The following is a 14,926-nucleotide window of genomic DNA, read 5'->3' on the forward strand; positions in this document are numbered from 1 at the left end:
GCCTCTCATCGATTTTGCTCGGGGTTCCATTGGGCGTAACGCTGACCGCGCAGGAACTGCCACAGGCCGATGCTCATCCCGGCAAGGGTCACCAGGAGGAACGCGGCCAGGCGAAAGGGTTTGGGCAGGCGGTGTTGCGAATCCAGCAGGCCGGCAATGGCCATCGTGTAACCGAGCAGTTGTGCGATCAGGCTCAGGCGATAAAAACCGTGGTCTTCCCACAGCCAGAAATTGCTCAGCAGCAACGGCAGCAACAGGATCGGCGCCAGCCGCCGGATCAGCTTGTGGCTGATCAAGGCAATCGCATACAGGCCGTGGGTCAGCGGATTCAGCAGCTCCCGGCGCTGGGCCAGGCTTTGCAGGCCACCCACCGTGACCCGCTGGCGGCGACGGAATTGCTTGTCGGCTTCGTCCACGCCCTGGTCGATTACCCGGGCCTGAGGCACGTAGACAATCCGCTTGAACGCGACGGGTGCGCAGGTGCTGATGAAGAAGTCGTCGTTGACCTCCGCCGGCACGTTCTGGAACAACTCGCGGCGCAGGGCGAGCAATGCGCCGTCGGCGGAGACCATGCAGCCGGTGCGATTTTCCACGTAGCGCAGCCAGCCTTCATAGTGCCGATACAGGCTGTCGCCAACGCTCAAACCCTTGCCGGTCACCGGGATCACCATGTGCCCGGCGCAGCCACCGACCTGCGGGTCGTTGAGCGGCGCGAGCAAATGGCCGAGGGTGTCGGTGGACCATTGGTTGTCGGCGTCGGTGAACACCAGGATCGCGCCGCTGCTGATCTCGACCCCGGCATTGAGCGTCGCCGCCTTGCCCTGGCGGGGCAGATCGAGCACGGTGATGCGCGGGTCCTCGACCCGGCGCGCGCAGGCCACTGTGTCATCGGTCGAGCCGTCGCTGGCGAGGATGATTTGCAGCGAGCGCGCCTGATAATCCTGGGCCAGCACGGTGCGCAGTTTTTCTTCGATATGCCGCGCTTCGTTGTGTGCGGCAATCACGATGCTCACGTCCATCGGTTGAGCCGGTCCATGGCGCGGTGCCGGGTAAAACGGTGCTAGCAACGTCAATAACAGGGGATAACCGAGGTAGGCGTAAACCGGTAGCAACAGGCACAACCAGAAAATGAATTCAGTCACGGGCGGGCCTCCTGGCATTCCAATGACAAAGGCTGAGGATGAACCCGGCGCCCGCCAGGTGCAGGCGCACCCAGTGCAGGCCCCAGAGTTGCAGGGTCAGGAGCGGGTCGCGGTGCTTGGCACTCTGACGCAGGCTCAGGGCCAGGGCGGGCAGGACGGTCAGCATCAGCATCAGCAACGAATGACGGGGGAAACCGTCGAACAGGGCGGAAATGGCCATGAAATCGATGACCCAGGCGGCAATCGACAGCAGCGGAAAGCGCAGCAAGCGCAGGCTCGGGCCATGGGTGCGCAGCAGTTGCAGATGACTGCCCTGGCGCCATAATTCCTTGCCCATCCATTCCCGCCAACTGCCTTCGTAACCCCAATGCAGCGCCACGCTTTGGTTGACCGCGAGCAGTTTCGCGCCCGCGTCGACCAGGCGCATGGTCATTTCCTTGTCCTCGCCGGTGCGCAGTTGTTCATTGAAACCACCGACCTTGTCGAACCAGCGACGGCGCATCAGCAGGTTGCAAGTGGGCAGCCATTGCGCGACATGCAGCGGCTGCGTATGGGGGCGCGAGGTGCGGCGCTGCCAGGCATCGGCGTACCACGGCGCTTCGGCCGGGGTGTGCAGGTCAAGGCCGATGACATCGGCCTGGCCGCCGGATTCGAGATCGAACAACAGCTTGAGCCAGTTCTCGGGCATCTCGACGTCGGCATCGATAAAGGCCAGCCATTCGCCGCTGGTGATCGCCGCTCCGCGATTGCGCAATGCACCGATGAGCAGGCCGGGCAGGACCAGCACCTGGGCGCCGAACTGCCGGGCAATGTCCGGGCCCTGGTCATCGGAGCCGTTGTCGACCACGATCAACTCGCATTCGACGTTGGCCGCCTCGGCGGCATGTCGTGCCGCTTGCAGGGTCCGGGCGATGTGCCGGGCCTCGTTGTACATCGGGATGATGATGCTGATGCGGTTCATGCCCTGACCTCTTTCAGCGGGGCCTCATTGGCTTTCGTGCGCAGCACGCCGGTCAACGCGAGCATGATCCACAGGTACTTATGGTTCGGTGCACTGAGGAACATCAGGAACAACGTCAACGACAGAAAGCTCATGCTCAGGTGGGTCATCAGATCGGCCTGATGCCTGTCTCCTCGCAACAGCCAGGCGCGGCGGGCGCGAATCAGGTTGTACAACCCCAGGGCCAGCATGCCGACGAACATCAGGCCGGCGGGAATCCCCAGTTCACTGAAGATTTCCAGGTAGGTGTTGTGGGCGCGGCGGTACAGGTCGTCGGTCTTGCCGCTGACGGAAAAGGTCTTGGCATAACCGGTGGTGGCGTAGTGCAACGGGAACGTGCCGGGGCCGGTGCCGAGCAAGGGGTTCTCGGCGATCATGGCGCTGCCGACCACAATGTAGGAGGCGCGACGGCCCAGGGACGCGTCCTGACTCTTGGCCCCGGAGCTGAGGATGCTCAGCGACTGGATGCGCGCCACGTAACTGGCCGGCATCGCATACAGCCCCAGCGCAATCACAATCGCCAGGCCGAGGATGGCAAAGCCCAGATGGCGTGGACGAATATGTGGCAACTGCGCGCGGTAGTGCCACGCGCCGATCAACAGGCTGAGGAGCAACACCACCAGCCCCGAACGGGATTCAGTCTTGGTCATGCCGGCCAGCAGCAAGAGGGCACAGGCCCCCCAGAACAACCGGTGCAACCGGTTCGGGCTGCGGACCACCAGCAACAGCGCCATGGGCACGGCGAAGGCGATCATCAGGGCAAATTCGTTCGGGTCATTGAGCATACCGGACGCACGGCCGTCGTCCTGGTATTTGGCTGAGAACATCGCCATGACGCAGGTCACCGCGACACTGACGGCAACCAGTTTGGCGAACATGTCGAGGTTCAACTCACGCCCGGCCAGCAGGGTGATGACAAACAGAATCAGGCCGACGCTCAATTCGCGCAGGTGGCCCAGGGAGAAGCCCATGTTGTCGGTGTTCAACAGGCTCAGCAGGTACAGCACCATGAACCCGACCAGGAAACGCCAGATATTGCTGCGCAAGCGCTCGGCCGGCAGTTGGTGAATCGCCAGTTGCAGCATCAGGATCAGCGCCAGCGAAGCCCCGAGGAACTTGGAGCCCGACAACGCGCTGTCCTTGAACAGGCCCTCGAAAGGCAGGATGGCGACAATGCCCAGCAGGCCCCAGGCAGGCTTGCGGTACAGCACCGCGACACCCACCAGGCCCAGCACCGCTCCCGGCGCCAGATACGGATAGGGGCTGGCCAGCAAACCGAGGCAGACCAGGCCGAGCAAACTGACGATCGAGAGCGGAACAATCACGCGCGTGCCTCCCGCGCAGTGCGGATGTAAAGCTGCGACCAGCGTTCGGCCAGGGCCTTGAGGTCGTAGCGATCCCGTTGCGTACGTTTTGCGTTGTCGATCAACTCGCCGGCCATGGCCGGGTCACCCAGCAGCGCGCCGATCTGGCGGGCGAGGGCGGTGCTGTCGGTAGGCGCGGCGAGCAGGCCGTTGTAGCGGTCCTGCAAGACATCGGGAATCCCGCCGACGCCGAAGGCCACCACCGGCACCCCGGCCTGCATCGCTTCGAGCAGAATCATGGGCGTGCCTTCGGTGCGCGAGCTGATCACCAACGCATCGAGTTGCCGCCACCAGGCGCGCATATCGGTCTGATAGCCCGGCAGCGTGATGCGCGCCTGCAAACCCGCTTCGTCGATTCGCATTTGCAGACTTTCCCGCTCCGGTCCGTCGCCGAGCATCACCGCATCCAGTTGCGGGTACTGCTGACACAACGGGATCAGCGCATCGAGAAACAGGTCAGGGCCTTTTTCGTGGCTCAAGCGCCCGACGTAACCGGCCAGCCAGCGTTGACGTTCGCCACTGTGCGGCAGCAGGTCGTTGGCCTCCGGCAGGCCGTTGGGGATCACCTGCAACTTGTCCGTGCGCACATTGGCCTGACGGTGCAGCGCGGCAATGCTTTCGGCGACACACACTACCCGGTTCACCGAGGCCGTGCGGCACAGTTGCAGGCTCAGCCAGGTGTAGAACTTCTGCTTGCGACTGCGCGGGGTGAAGCCGTGCTGGGTGATCACCAGTGGCAGGCGTAACAGCGTGGCGCCGAGCCAGCCGAACAACAGGCCCTTGAAGTTGTGCGTATTGATCAGTGGCCGCTGGTCGCGTCGCTGACGCAAATGCCCCAGCAATGCGCCCAGGCCTGCACAGCCGAGGCAATCGACACCGGCCTGGCGAAAACGCGCGATCAGTTCTGGCGGCGCATCGAGAAACAGCACCTGGTGCTGCCCTGGCGTCGCCAGGCAATGATCCAGCAGCATCCGCTCGGCGCCATAGAAGCCGCCGCTGCTGAGCAAATGAATGATCGGCAGGTCGTGGGTGGTGCCGAGCGGCGCGTTCAATTGCGTACCCAATGCACGAGGGCCGGTACGCTCCAGTTCTTGTGCGGGTTGTTCGGCTGGGTGCTTTGATCATTGATCACCAGCAGCACCGGCAAGCCCAGTTCATGAGTGATTTGCGCAGGGTGCTTGAAGCGGTGGTCGAAGAACTCACGCACATAGACCAGGGCAATCGCCAGCAGCAAACCGGTGAGCAGTCCGAACGGAATGATCAGCATCGGCTTGGGGAACGCCGCTTCGGTCGGTTCGAACGGCGGGCTGAGTACCCGTGCGTTGGACAGGTCGTTGTCCAGCGCGCGCGCCGTGCTGCTTTCGGCGAAGCGCTGGGCATAGGTGGCGAACGCCTTGTGCAGCGCGTTGATCTCGGTGTCCATCTGCCGCAGCTTGCTACGGGTTTCCTGTAACTGGTGGATGCGATTCTTGAACTCGGCAATGCGCGCGGTTTTCTGGTCGATGACCGAGCTGATCGTCGTCAGGTCGCTGGTGCGCTCCTGAATCCGGTTGCTGACAATCTTCAGGAATTGCCCACGGGCCCGGGTGATTTGCTCGCGGGCCATTTGCATCGGATCACTGCCGGGCTGCAAGACCGCCAGGTCGTCCATGTAGCGGCTGACCAGGGTCGTCAGTCGTTCACCCAGTTGCTTGATCTCACGGTCTTCGAAAGCGACGTTGTCGACGGTGGTGGTGAAGGTGTAGGGGAAGGTGTAGTCGTTGAATCTGGCGCTGTTGGCGGTCGCCAGGCTGGTTTTCAGGTATTCGAGCCAGCGCTGGCTTTGCAGCAGTCGGTCCTGATACAGGTTGAGCGCCTGCTCCTCGGTGTTGATCGCGTTGAGGCGGAACGTGATTTCTTCCTTGGGGTCAGACGAACCGATGCTTTCGAGCAAGGCCAGGCGATTGGCTTCCAGGCCATCGAGACGCACCTGGTACTGCAATTTCTTGGTCTCGTAGAAGCTCTGCGGCAGGTCGATCGATTGCATTTCCTGGCGGCTGACCAGGTAGTTTTGCAGCAGGGCGGCGACGAATCGGGTGCCTTGGGCCGGGTCAGGGAAGCTGTAGACGATCGAGATCACGTTGGAGCCCGGCAAGGTTTCAACCTTGAGGGCAGCGGACGCTTGCTGCGTGAGGGCATCGAGCAGGGTGTCGCGTACCGGATCGGTCTGCAGCCCGAGCAGGCTGCGAACCGGGTTGATCACGTGTTCGCGAACGGGATTGATCACAAACTGTTTGAACGGCTGCACCAGCAGTTTGTTGAAGGCGCTCACGGGTGGCGTGTACTCACCCTTTTCGCGCAACTCGCTGATGGTCTGGCGGATCAAGGCCGGCGAACGGAGGATATTGCTCTCGGTCTCCATGTCCGCCAGCGACGGCGGAATGAAGGAAGCGTTTTCCTGATTGAGGGTGCTGGTGGCATCCCCCTGGGAGATTTTCTTGGACTGCACGATCACCTGGGCGGTGATATCGAAGCTCTGCTTGAGCAAAAGCGGCAAGACCACGGCGATCACCGCAAAGACCAGGAAGACTCGCTTCACCAACTGCTTGTTGGCGAAGAAGATCCTGAAGAACTCATGCAGGTAGTTTTCCTTTGGATTCATGGGTCACCTGAGAGTTAGTTGCTGCTGTCGTCTTTGTTGTCGACGCGGTAGCTGAAGCTGAGGCCCATGCCCTGGAACAACACGACGTCCGCCAGTTGCCGCGCGAGCTCTCCGGCGCTGGCCAGTTTGGTCTTGGGCACGTACAGCATGTCGTCCGCTTGCAGGAAGGCGATCTGGGTGGCGTCGCCGGACAAGGCTTTTTCTACGTCGTAACGATGCGCGACCACCTGGTTGCCGTTGCGCCGCATGATCATCACCGAGTCCAGGCGTGCCTTGACGTTGGAACCGCGGGCCATGGTCAGGGCTTCGAGCACCGACACCGGGCGGCGGATCGGATAGGCGCCCGGCTGGCCGACTTCACCCAGTACATAGATTTCGTTGCCGGCGGTGGACTTGAGCAGCACGTCCACGGTCATGCGCCCCGGCAGGGTGGCATAGCGTTTATTCAGGTAGGCCTCCAGTTGGTTGATGGTCATGCCTTGCAGCGGTACGGCACCGATTTCCGGGAAGCTGGCGTAGCCGTCGGTGCCCACGGTGATTTCCCGGCTCATGCCGGTGGCGGGGTGGTTGAGCGCGGACTTGAGGTTCCGTTCATTGGTCAGCGGGGTCACCAGCATCACTGACAGCTGATTGCGGTTGGGCTGGAACAGCTGTTTGCGATCGTAGGCGCGCTGAATCGCGTCCCGTGCTTCATCGCGGGTCAGGCCCTCGACTTTCACCGTGGTGTGGGCCCCCGGCAGTTCGATGGTGCCATCGGGCAGCACCAACTGGTTGCCGTTGAACTGACTGGCGGCAGTGAAGTTCAGCGCGATCATGTCCCCGGACTGCACGCGATAGGCGGCCGAGCCACTGGTGCTGATGTGGAAGATCACGTCCAGCACATCCTGTGGGCGCAGGGTCTGTTCGACCTTGGGTACGTCGGTGGCCTGGGCGTTGGCCGGTGGGGCCGTGAGGATTTGCACCGGCATGCTTTGTGACTCGTCGGAGGAAGTGCTGGAGCAACCTGCAAGGGGCAGCAATAGCAGGACAAGCATCTTGGCGTTCATGGCGTCATCCTTGTCTGACTGCTCACAGGTTTTTGTACAGCCATTCGGGCATGTAGTACTTGCGTCGGTTGAACACGCTGCCGACCAGCTTCGCTCCCGCCTGGCTCAAGCGCTGGGCCGCGGCCTGGGCCACTTCCCAGCGGGTGTCTTCCGCGCGCACGACCAGGACCACGCCGTCCACCTGGGTGCTGATGACCAGGGTGTCGGAGGCCGAATACACCGCGTCGCCGTCGATCACCACGAAGCGGTACCGGACGCCGAGTTGATCGAGCAGCGGGCTCAGGCGCTCGGGTGTCAGGTGTTCGTTGCCACGGGAGTAGCGGCCGAATGGCAGAACGTGAAAGGGCAGGCTGGAGACGTCCACCACGCAGTCCTGTAACAAGGGCGGGCTCTGGGTGTTGAACAACAAGTCGCGAAACCCCCGTTCCTTGCTCAGCCCCAACTGTTGCGTGAGATTGGTCGCCGACTGGCTGGCATCCACCAGCAGCACCAGGCCGCTGCTCATCTTCGCCAATTGACTGGCCAGCGCCAGGGCGCTGGTGGTGGTGCCTGCGCCGGGGTTGGCGGCGGTCAGGAAAAGGATCCGCAGGTTCTGGTCGAGCACGGTCGATGTCAGGTTGGACTCGCTCGGGCTGGCAATGCTGAGGCTTTTAGCCGTTGAACCGTCCATTTAACTCGCTCCGTGACCGCTGAACACTTTGAAAGGGGTTTTCAACAGAATCTTCAAATCAAGCAGCAGGCTCTGTTGGGCGATGTAGGTGAGATCCAACTCAACGCGCTGGTCGAAATCGATATTGCTGCGCCCGGAGATTTGCCACAGGCCGGTCATGCCGGGGTAAATGCTCAGGCGAACGAGGTGTTTGTTCTTGTAGCGGTAGGCGTTGAACGAAGTAGGCCTGGGGCCTACCAGGCGCATGTCGCCGGTCACCACGTTGAACAGGTTCGGCAGCTCGTCGAGACTGGTGCGCCGCAGGAAGCCGCCGATACCGGTGATGCGCGGGTCCTTGTCGATCTTGAAATCGATGGCGTCGGCGCCGTGCTTGTTCAAGTGCCGCAGGGACTCTTTGAGCTCCTCGGCGTTGGCGACCATGGTGCGAAACTTGTACATGCCGAACAGGCGGCCGCGATAACCGGTGCGTTTCTGCACGAACATCACCGGCCCCGGGCTGGTGAGTTTGATGGCCAGCGCCAGCCCCAGCAGCACCGGGGAAATCAGCACCAGGATCAGCAGCGCGCCGAAGCAGGCCAGGACGCGGTTGGTGCGCGACAGGGTCCACGGCCGGCCACCTTCGCGACCGGTCATCCAGCCACGGCCCTGCATGTGGATGGCGGCATCCATGCGCCTGCGCTGCTCGGGGTCCAGGCGCTTGTCCCTATGCATATTGGTAAGTGGCACACTTTTTTCGTGTCCAGACATAAATTCTCCGCAGTGTTCAGCCGCGTGCGGCGTGGGCGACAGGCAGTCAGTAGTAAGTGCGCAACCAGGTAACGAAGCGCCCCAGTCCCTTATCGGGCACGAATAAAACCGGCCGCTCCGGTGACGAGAGTCGTCATGGACGTACGGCCTCGGGCACGATGTGGCGCAAGCCAATGCCGCTGTAGTGCAGGCCGGCGGCCGCCACCTGTTCCGGGCTGTACAGGTTGCGCCCGTCCACGATCACCCGTTGACGCAGTTTGCTCGCCAGCCTGTCGAAGTCGACCACGCGGAAGTTCTTCCACTCGGTGCAGATCACCAGGGCATCGGCGTCTTCGAGTGTGTCATCGCGGGTGGCGCACAGGTGCAGATCGTCGCGGTAACCGTAAATGCGCCGGCATTCGGACATGGCTTCCGGGTCGTAGGCTTGCACGCTCGCGCCTTCGGCCCAGAGTGCTTCCATCAGGTAGCGGCTGGGTGCTTCGCGCATGTCATCGGTGTTGGGTTTGAACGCCAGGCCCCACACGGCGATGGATTTGCCGGCCAGTCCACCGGGAAATTGCGCCTTGAGTTTGCTGAACAGAATATGCCGCTGGTGGTCGTTGACGTCGGTCACGCTACGCAGCAACTTCAGGGGCATTCCGGCGTGTTCGGCGGTGTGCAACAGGGCGCGCAGGTCCTTGGGGAAGCATGAACCGCCGAAGCCGCAACCGGGGTAGATGAAGTGGTAACCGATGCGCGGGTCCGAACCGATGCCTCTGCGCACCGCCTCGATGTCCGCGCCCAACAATTCGGTGAGGTTGGCCAGTTCGTTCATGAAGCTGATGCGCGTGGCCAGCATCGCGTTCGCCGCGTACTTGGTCAGCTCGGCGCTGCGGTTGTCCATGAACATCAATTTGTCGTGGTTGCGGCAGAACGGCGCGTAGAGCTCACTCATCTGATCACGGGCTTGATCGTCACCGGTACCGACGATGATCCGGTCCGGGCGCATGCAATCGGCCAGGGCACTGCCTTCCTTGAGAAACTCGGGGTTGGACACTACCCGTACCTTCAGCGAACCTTTGCCGCGGCGCTGCAACTCTTCAACGGCGGTGGCACTGACCTGGTCCGCCGTGCCGACCGGCACCGTGGACTTGATGATCAGGGTGCGGTCGGTCTCCATGAAACTGGCAATCTGCCGGGCCACGTTCAGCACATGGCTGAGGTCGGCCGAACCGTCTTCATCGGCGGGCGTACCGACGGCGATGAAGATCAGCTCGGCATGCTCCACCGCATCGCTGGCCTGGGTGGTGAAGAGCAGGCGACCGGCCTTGATGTTTTCTTCAAGGGTGCCGGAAAGCCCCGGCTCACTGATCGGTGGCACGGCCTGTTGCAGTTGCCGGATCTTGTTCGGATCGATGTCGACACACAGGACGCGATGTCCGACATCGGCCAATGCAGCTGCTTGTATCAGGCCAACATAGCCCGTACCAAATACGCTTACGTCCATATTAGCGTGCCTCGTAAAACGGTGGAGAGTTGCAAAACAATACTGTCAAAAGGGGTATAGACCAGCTTCGGCAATCCGTTTTAGCAAACCGGCATGTTAAATGGATAAGACACCCCCAAATGTGGGGGCTATTGCCATCAAAGTCGCACCACTATTGGGTTTCCCCCCGATTTTGGCTGTTTGGCGAAAATCTCAAGAAACCGACAGACGGTCGTAAGCCTTGAAATACAAGGGTTGTAGCTGCTTGGGTGGGTCAGGTTTGAGTCACCGAATTAATGCCGATTTTCCCCAAAGTCCGACAGTCCTTACGCACAGATGGCGCAATGCCGGTGTTAAAAAATGTCCAACAATTTATTGGTCAAGTGCCTGTCGAGTCATAGCAAATTGCGTGGTTTTTCATTGACCTTGCCGGGTTCGCCAGGCGCCCGGTGCGCACCCCAGCCAGCGCAGGCATGCACGGTTGAAACTTTGCACATCGCTGTAGCCCAGGCGGTCGGAAATCTCCACCAGTTCCAGGTCGGTCCCCTGCAAAAAGTCTTCGGCCCGGTAGCGGCGGTATTCGTCGAGCAACTCGGAAAAACTCCAGCCCAATGCCTTCAAGCGTCGGGCAGCGGTGCGCTCGAGCAAATGCTGGGTGGTACAGAATTGCTGCCAGTTGGACTCGGCGAGGTCGGCGATCAAATGGTCGCAGACTTGCTCCAGCAAGGTCGGTTCGCTGTTGCGTCGGGTCTGCTCCAGCAGCTCGACCAGCGTGTGTTCCAGTTCATGATTGCCCGGCGTCAACGGGATCACGAATAGCTGTGGATCGAGGCGGATCGAGTGCTGCGCCTGCCCCCATTGCACCGGTGCGCGAAAGGCTTGTTCATGTTCCTGCGCATTGGCCGTGCAGGCACCCGCCAGCCCGACGCCCAGAACCGGATCACGCTCCAGACCGCTGGCGAGAAATTTGCGTCGCAACATGCTGCACAGGCTGATGAGGATGTAATCGGCGGTTGCCGCGCGGGTTTTCACGCTGCCGCGGTCGAGCAGACGTAATTCGACGCTGTCGTCACTGCGCACGATCCGGGCCTGGAAGTGCCCGTTGAAAAACGGAAAGAAGCGCACGAAATACTGGCAGGCACTGTCCAGCGAGTCGGCCACGTCGAACAGGTACGTCAGGCCGTTGGTGGCGGTGGAAACGAAACGCCGACCCGCCGCCAGGCCGATCAGCGGGTCGCCGGTCTGTTCCAGGGCAAACGCCCAGAAGCGCCGCGACATGAACAGCGGAATGCGCATGAATGGCGTGCGCAACTCGAACAGGCTGCGACGAAACAGGCCTTCGATGCTTTCCCGGTCCACACCGCGGGCCAGCAACTCTTCGATGGCCGGCAACAGGGTCGGCGCGTAGAACGCATTGGGTATTGATTGATCGTGCAGCGGCTGATCGCTTTTTGTCATGTAGGGCTCACAGCTTGTTCCGGAACACTGGTTAGGCTGCCCGACGTTAAGCGATTTGCCGGAGCAAGACCATGCTTGATTTACGCCAGCTCGATTTGAACCTGTTGCTCGCCTTCGATGCGATTTACCAGCAGCGCAGCGTCACCCGTGCCGCCGAGGTGATGTGCCTGTCGCAACCGGCCATGAGCAATGCGTTGCGTCGCCTGCGCGAATTGTGCGGCGACCCGCTGTTCATCAAAAGTCGCCTGGGCGTGACGCCGACACTGGTCGCCCATCGTCTGGCCGACTACGTGCGTGCTGCGCTTGAGTCATTGCGCGAAGGCTTGCGCATGATTCCCGCCGCGCGGCAGAACAATCCGCTGCTGCGCATCAGTTGTCTGGATTGCCTGCAACCGGTGTTGCTCGATGCCTTGCTCGAATCGCCCCACGCCGATTGGCAGGTGCGGTATTTCCAGCCTCGGCGCCGTGACGCCTTGCAGGACCTGGCCAGCGGCAAGCTGGATATCCTGATCGACCTCGACCAGCCTCTGGCCGGGCTTGCCGGCCTGCACAAACAGGCATTGCCCGCCGACCATTACGTATTCGCCTATGGCGCTGCGCTCAAGGAACCGCCGCGCACCCTGCAGGACTATCTGGAGCAGCCGCAGATTCAAGTGTCCAGCCGCCGCGACGGGCTCAGCCCGGTGGACTTGCAGCTTGGCCTGAAAGGCCTGCGCCGGAATGTGGCGATGAGCACCCAAAGCACCCTGGCCGCGAAGCTGATCGCCGATCGCCAGCCGTTCGGCATCAGCCTGCCAAGCCGGGTCGCCAATGTGCTGGGCCTGCAACATGTGCCGCTACCGCTGGACGAACCGGTGGAATTGAAACTGGCGCTGTACATCGAGTCGCGCTATCGCTTCGAGCGCAGCCGCGAGGAGGCGATGCATTGCCTGCTGCGCGCCCTCGGTGAGCCCCGGGCATTGCAGGCGCTGGCGCGGCGTGCGTGACTTCAAAGCTGTGACGAACCCTGTGGGAGCGAGCTTGCTCGCGATAGCGGCAGGTCAGTAAAAAATGATGTCGACTGACACGGCCCCATCGCGAGCAAGCTCGCTCCCACAGGGGGCGGTGGTTGCTCGACTAATTCGACGCCAGCAAACGCCGGTCAACCGTCAGCACCGCATCGACCATCGCCAGCGCGGCCGGTGTCAGGGAGTGGCCGGCACGGCTGACGATGCCGTAGTGCAATTGCAGGCCGGGATCCTCCTTGGGCACATCGGCAAATTCCAGCAGCCGGATCAGGCCTTGGTCGACCAGTTCGGCCAAGGCCTCCACGGTGGCGATGCCCACCGCGTCGGAACGCATCACCACGCGGCGGATGGCGTCGAATTGCGCGCACTCGACGCTCGGGTTGAAGTCCGCCTCGCCCTGCGCGTCGGCGAGGATCTTGCGGATCATCGGCGGTATTCGCGTGCCGACCACCGCGTAGTCGAGCAGGGCGCGCAGGGACAGGTTCTGCTGTTGTGCCAAGGGATGACCGACACGGCAAAAGAACCGCCCGCGCCGGGGTCGCAGCAGTTGCACATGGTATTGCGGGTCGCCGGTGAAGTACCGCGCGTCGGCCACGAGGAATTCGATCTGCTGTTCACGAAGCCAGACCGCCAGTTGCTCCCAGTCGCCCTGGTGGAAGCTGATGCGGATCGCCGGATGAGCCTGGATGAATTCCGCCAGCGCCTCGGGCACCAGCACCTGGGCCGGGTACGGGCCGCAACCGAAATGCAACTCGCCACCGGTCAGGCCGTTGTATTGGGTCAGTTCGTTGTGCAAGGCCTGGCTGCCGGCGAGCAGGCGCCGGGCATGTTGCAGCACCAGTTCACCCTGGCCAGTCAGGCGGAATTCGCGGCTGCTGCGTTCCACCAGCGCGCAGTCGAGGTCGCGCTCCAGGGTCTGGATGCTGCGACTGAAGGCCGGTTGACTGAGATTGATCGCCTCGGCGGCACGCCCGAAGTTGCGGTAATCGGCCAGGGCGACAAGGTGGCGGAGTTGTCGTAGGTCCATCATGCGTCTCCTGCATTCTGCGGATACTTTTAATGCATTGGATCGATAACACAGAGGCTGGCATAAGTACACGCCTGTCTTCTCGCCGTAACGTGCCATGACCAGCCAACCGTTCATTTCCAGCGCCTTCACCCGCACCATTCTCAGCCATGCCCGGCAGTCCGGCCTATGTCAGGACCAACTGTTGCAACGGGCCGGCATCTGCCTGTCGTTGCTCGAAGGTCAGGACCAGCACGTGCCCGCGCACCTGGTCGAACGCCTGTGGAATGAATGCGAACGTGCGGGCGCGGGGGTGTCGTTTGGCTGCGAACTGGTCAACGGCATGGCGACCACCACATTGCGAGGCTTGAACATTCTGCTGGACTCCGCTGCGACCCTGCGCGCGAGCCTGGCGTGTTTCACTGATTTCCTGCCGCGGGTGACCAACTATGTGGTGGCGGAACTGGAGGAGGGTGACGGGCAGGCCCGCTTGCACTTGCGCAGCGCCGGTCAACAGCCGCATTTTTTCGGTCTCGATGCGGCGACCCTGACGTTGGTGCGCAACATTGCCCGACGTTTGGGGCGAGCGCCAGGCGAGGTGTTTGTCACGGTCCGCCTGACGCCGCAACAGGCTGCCGGGCAGTGGTTGCGTAGCGTTGGTATCGAGGTGCTGGAGGGTTCACATCCGTGTTTGAGCCTGCCAGCGGCTAGCCTCGATGAGCCGTTGCTGGGGGCTAATGGGTTTTTGCATCAGAGCATGTTGCGGCACTGGCAGACTGCTGCGGCGCAACATACCCGCAGTGACAGTCTGGAGTTGGCGCGGCACTGGTTGACGGCGGGTGATCAGCCGATTGAGCGGATTGCCGAGCGGTTGGGGTATCGGCAGCCGAGTAATTTTATTCGGGCGTTTCGTAAGCAGTTCGGGATTACGCCCAAGCAGTTTCGCCTGGGTTTGTAGGTCAGGGGTATTGGGCTTTGGTGATGGAGTACATATCCGTTGCTGCGGTAACGGCGGCTTATGGTTTCGCCCTTACGGCGACTCACTTTTTTTAACAAGCGCCTCAAAAAAAGTAAGCAAAAAAAGCGCTCGCCCCGAACGTACGGCCCCTCGCTAAGGCTCGGGGTTCCTTCGCTCCGGCATTCATCCGGGGGCATTGCCCTCCGGTCGGCTTCGCTTCGACCTACATGCAATGAGTTCGACTGCGTCGAACGGCGCTGCGCGCCAGTCCCCGGATGAACGCCTGCACTCAGCCTGCCGAGGGGGCGGGTGGATCAAGATCAAGAGCTGCAGGCGAGCTAACGCTCGGCCTGATGAGTGGTGAAGAGCGACGCGGTGGTGTGTGCTGCTGTGCTTTTGCTTTTCTGTGGGAGCGAGCTTGC

The 14,926-nt window shown here is 61.9% G+C and carries 13 protein-coding genes; 2 read left to right on the top strand and 11 right to left on the bottom strand.

Annotation, left to right across the window (positions count from 1 at the left end):
- Positions 1-5: 5 nt before the first annotated feature.
- From AC1D1M_RS27040 to AC1D1M_RS27085, 10 genes are all read right to left on the bottom strand, one after another.
- Positions 6-1,142, bottom strand: coding sequence for a glycosyltransferase (locus AC1D1M_RS27040; protein ID WP_477778033.1), 1,137 nt, complete (start codon positions 1,140-1,142; stop codon positions 6-8).
- Positions 1,135-2,103 carry a glycosyltransferase gene (locus tag AC1D1M_RS27045; protein WP_477778034.1) on the bottom strand — a complete coding sequence of 323 codons (969 nt, stop codon included), beginning with the start codon at positions 2,101-2,103 and terminating at the stop codon, positions 1,135-1,137. Before AC1D1M_RS27045 ends, AC1D1M_RS27040 begins: the two co-directional genes overlap by 8 nt.
- Entirely contained in the window at positions 2,100-3,467 is a 1,368-nt protein-coding gene (locus AC1D1M_RS27050; protein WP_477778035.1) for an O-antigen ligase family protein, read from the bottom strand. Before AC1D1M_RS27050 ends, AC1D1M_RS27045 begins: the two co-directional genes overlap by 4 nt.
- Positions 3,464-4,558: a glycosyltransferase family 4 protein gene (locus AC1D1M_RS27055; protein WP_477778036.1), complete on the bottom strand. Its 1,095-nt coding sequence runs from the start codon at positions 4,556-4,558 to the stop codon at positions 3,464-3,466. The genes AC1D1M_RS27050 and AC1D1M_RS27055 overlap by 4 nt, the downstream gene beginning before the upstream one ends.
- Positions 4,555-6,147: a GumC family protein gene (locus tag AC1D1M_RS27060; protein WP_477778037.1), complete on the bottom strand. Its 1,593-nt coding sequence runs from the start codon at positions 6,145-6,147 to the stop codon at positions 4,555-4,557. Before AC1D1M_RS27060 ends, AC1D1M_RS27055 begins: the two co-directional genes overlap by 4 nt.
- 14 nt (positions 6,148-6,161) lie before the next feature.
- A complete protein-coding gene (locus tag AC1D1M_RS27065; protein ID WP_477778038.1) occupies positions 6,162-7,193 on the bottom strand; it encodes a polysaccharide biosynthesis/export family protein in 1,032 nt (343 codons plus the stop codon).
- A gap of 22 nt (positions 7,194-7,215) precedes the next feature.
- Positions 7,216-7,863, bottom strand: coding sequence for a CpsD/CapB family tyrosine-protein kinase (locus tag AC1D1M_RS27070; RefSeq protein WP_477778039.1), 648 nt, complete (start codon positions 7,861-7,863; stop codon positions 7,216-7,218).
- Entirely contained in the window at positions 7,864-8,610 is a 747-nt protein-coding gene (locus tag AC1D1M_RS27075) for a sugar transferase (protein WP_477778040.1), read from the bottom strand. It lies immediately after the preceding gene.
- 133 nt (positions 8,611-8,743) lie between these two features.
- On the bottom strand, positions 8,744-10,096 hold the full coding sequence (locus AC1D1M_RS27080; RefSeq protein ID WP_477778041.1) for a UDP-glucose dehydrogenase family protein: 1,353 nt from the start codon (positions 10,094-10,096) through the stop codon (positions 8,744-8,746).
- 396 nt (positions 10,097-10,492) lie between these two features.
- The gene (locus AC1D1M_RS27085) at positions 10,493-11,533 is read right to left on the bottom strand and encodes an AraC family transcriptional regulator ligand-binding domain-containing protein (RefSeq protein ID WP_477778042.1); all 1,041 of its coding nucleotides are present in this window, start codon (positions 11,531-11,533) and stop codon (positions 10,493-10,495) included.
- 71 nt (positions 11,534-11,604) lie between these two features.
- Here AC1D1M_RS27085 and AC1D1M_RS27090 point away from each other — a divergent pair, with 71 nt between their 5' ends.
- Positions 11,605-12,519: a LysR family transcriptional regulator gene (locus AC1D1M_RS27090; RefSeq protein ID WP_477778043.1), complete on the top strand. Its 915-nt coding sequence runs from the start codon at positions 11,605-11,607 to the stop codon at positions 12,517-12,519.
- A 130-nt stretch (positions 12,520-12,649) separates the two neighbouring features.
- On the opposite strand, the gene AC1D1M_RS27095 is transcribed toward AC1D1M_RS27090, so the two are convergent.
- Complete coding sequence (locus tag AC1D1M_RS27095) at positions 12,650-13,570, bottom strand: LysR family transcriptional regulator (protein WP_477778044.1); 921 nt, start codon at positions 13,568-13,570, stop codon at positions 12,650-12,652.
- A gap of 94 nt (positions 13,571-13,664) precedes the next feature.
- Between AC1D1M_RS27095 and AC1D1M_RS27100 the strand changes: the two genes are divergently transcribed.
- Positions 13,665-14,504 (top strand): AraC family transcriptional regulator, encoded by an 840-nt coding sequence (locus AC1D1M_RS27100; RefSeq protein ID WP_477778045.1) that lies wholly within the window; start codon positions 13,665-13,667, stop codon positions 14,502-14,504.
- Positions 14,505-14,926 lie beyond the last annotated feature (422 nt).

It is taken from the genome of Pseudomonas sp. P1_F7 (assembly GCF_056405655.1).

Bases quoted from the DNA above. Each gene is read 5' to 3' on its own strand.
- AC1D1M_RS27085 (WP_477778042.1), bottom strand. From the start codon at position 11,533: ATGACAAAAAGCGATCAGCCGCTGCACGATCAATCAATACCCAATGCG.
- AC1D1M_RS27060 (WP_477778037.1), bottom strand. From the start codon at position 6,147: ATGAATCCAAAGGAAAACTACCTGCATGAGTTCTTCAGGATCTTCTTC.
- AC1D1M_RS27045 (WP_477778034.1), bottom strand. From the start codon at position 2,103: ATGAACCGCATCAGCATCATCATCCCGATGTACAACGAGGCCCGGCAC.
- AC1D1M_RS27065 (WP_477778038.1), bottom strand. From the start codon at position 7,193: ATGAACGCCAAGATGCTTGTCCTGCTATTGCTGCCCCTTGCAGGTTGC.
- AC1D1M_RS27090 (WP_477778043.1), top strand. From the start codon at position 11,605: ATGCTTGATTTACGCCAGCTCGATTTGAACCTGTTGCTCGCCTTCGAT.
- AC1D1M_RS27100 (WP_477778045.1), top strand. From the start codon at position 13,665: ATGACCAGCCAACCGTTCATTTCCAGCGCCTTCACCCGCACCATTCTC.
- AC1D1M_RS27075 (WP_477778040.1), bottom strand. From the start codon at position 8,610: ATGTCTGGACACGAAAAAAGTGTGCCACTTACCAATATGCATAGGGAC.
- AC1D1M_RS27080 (WP_477778041.1), bottom strand. From the start codon at position 10,096: ATGGACGTAAGCGTATTTGGTACGGGCTATGTTGGCCTGATACAAGCA.
- AC1D1M_RS27095 (WP_477778044.1), bottom strand. From the start codon at position 13,570: ATGATGGACCTACGACAACTCCGCCACCTTGTCGCCCTGGCCGATTAC.
- AC1D1M_RS27070 (WP_477778039.1), bottom strand. From the start codon at position 7,863: ATGGACGGTTCAACGGCTAAAAGCCTCAGCATTGCCAGCCCGAGCGAG.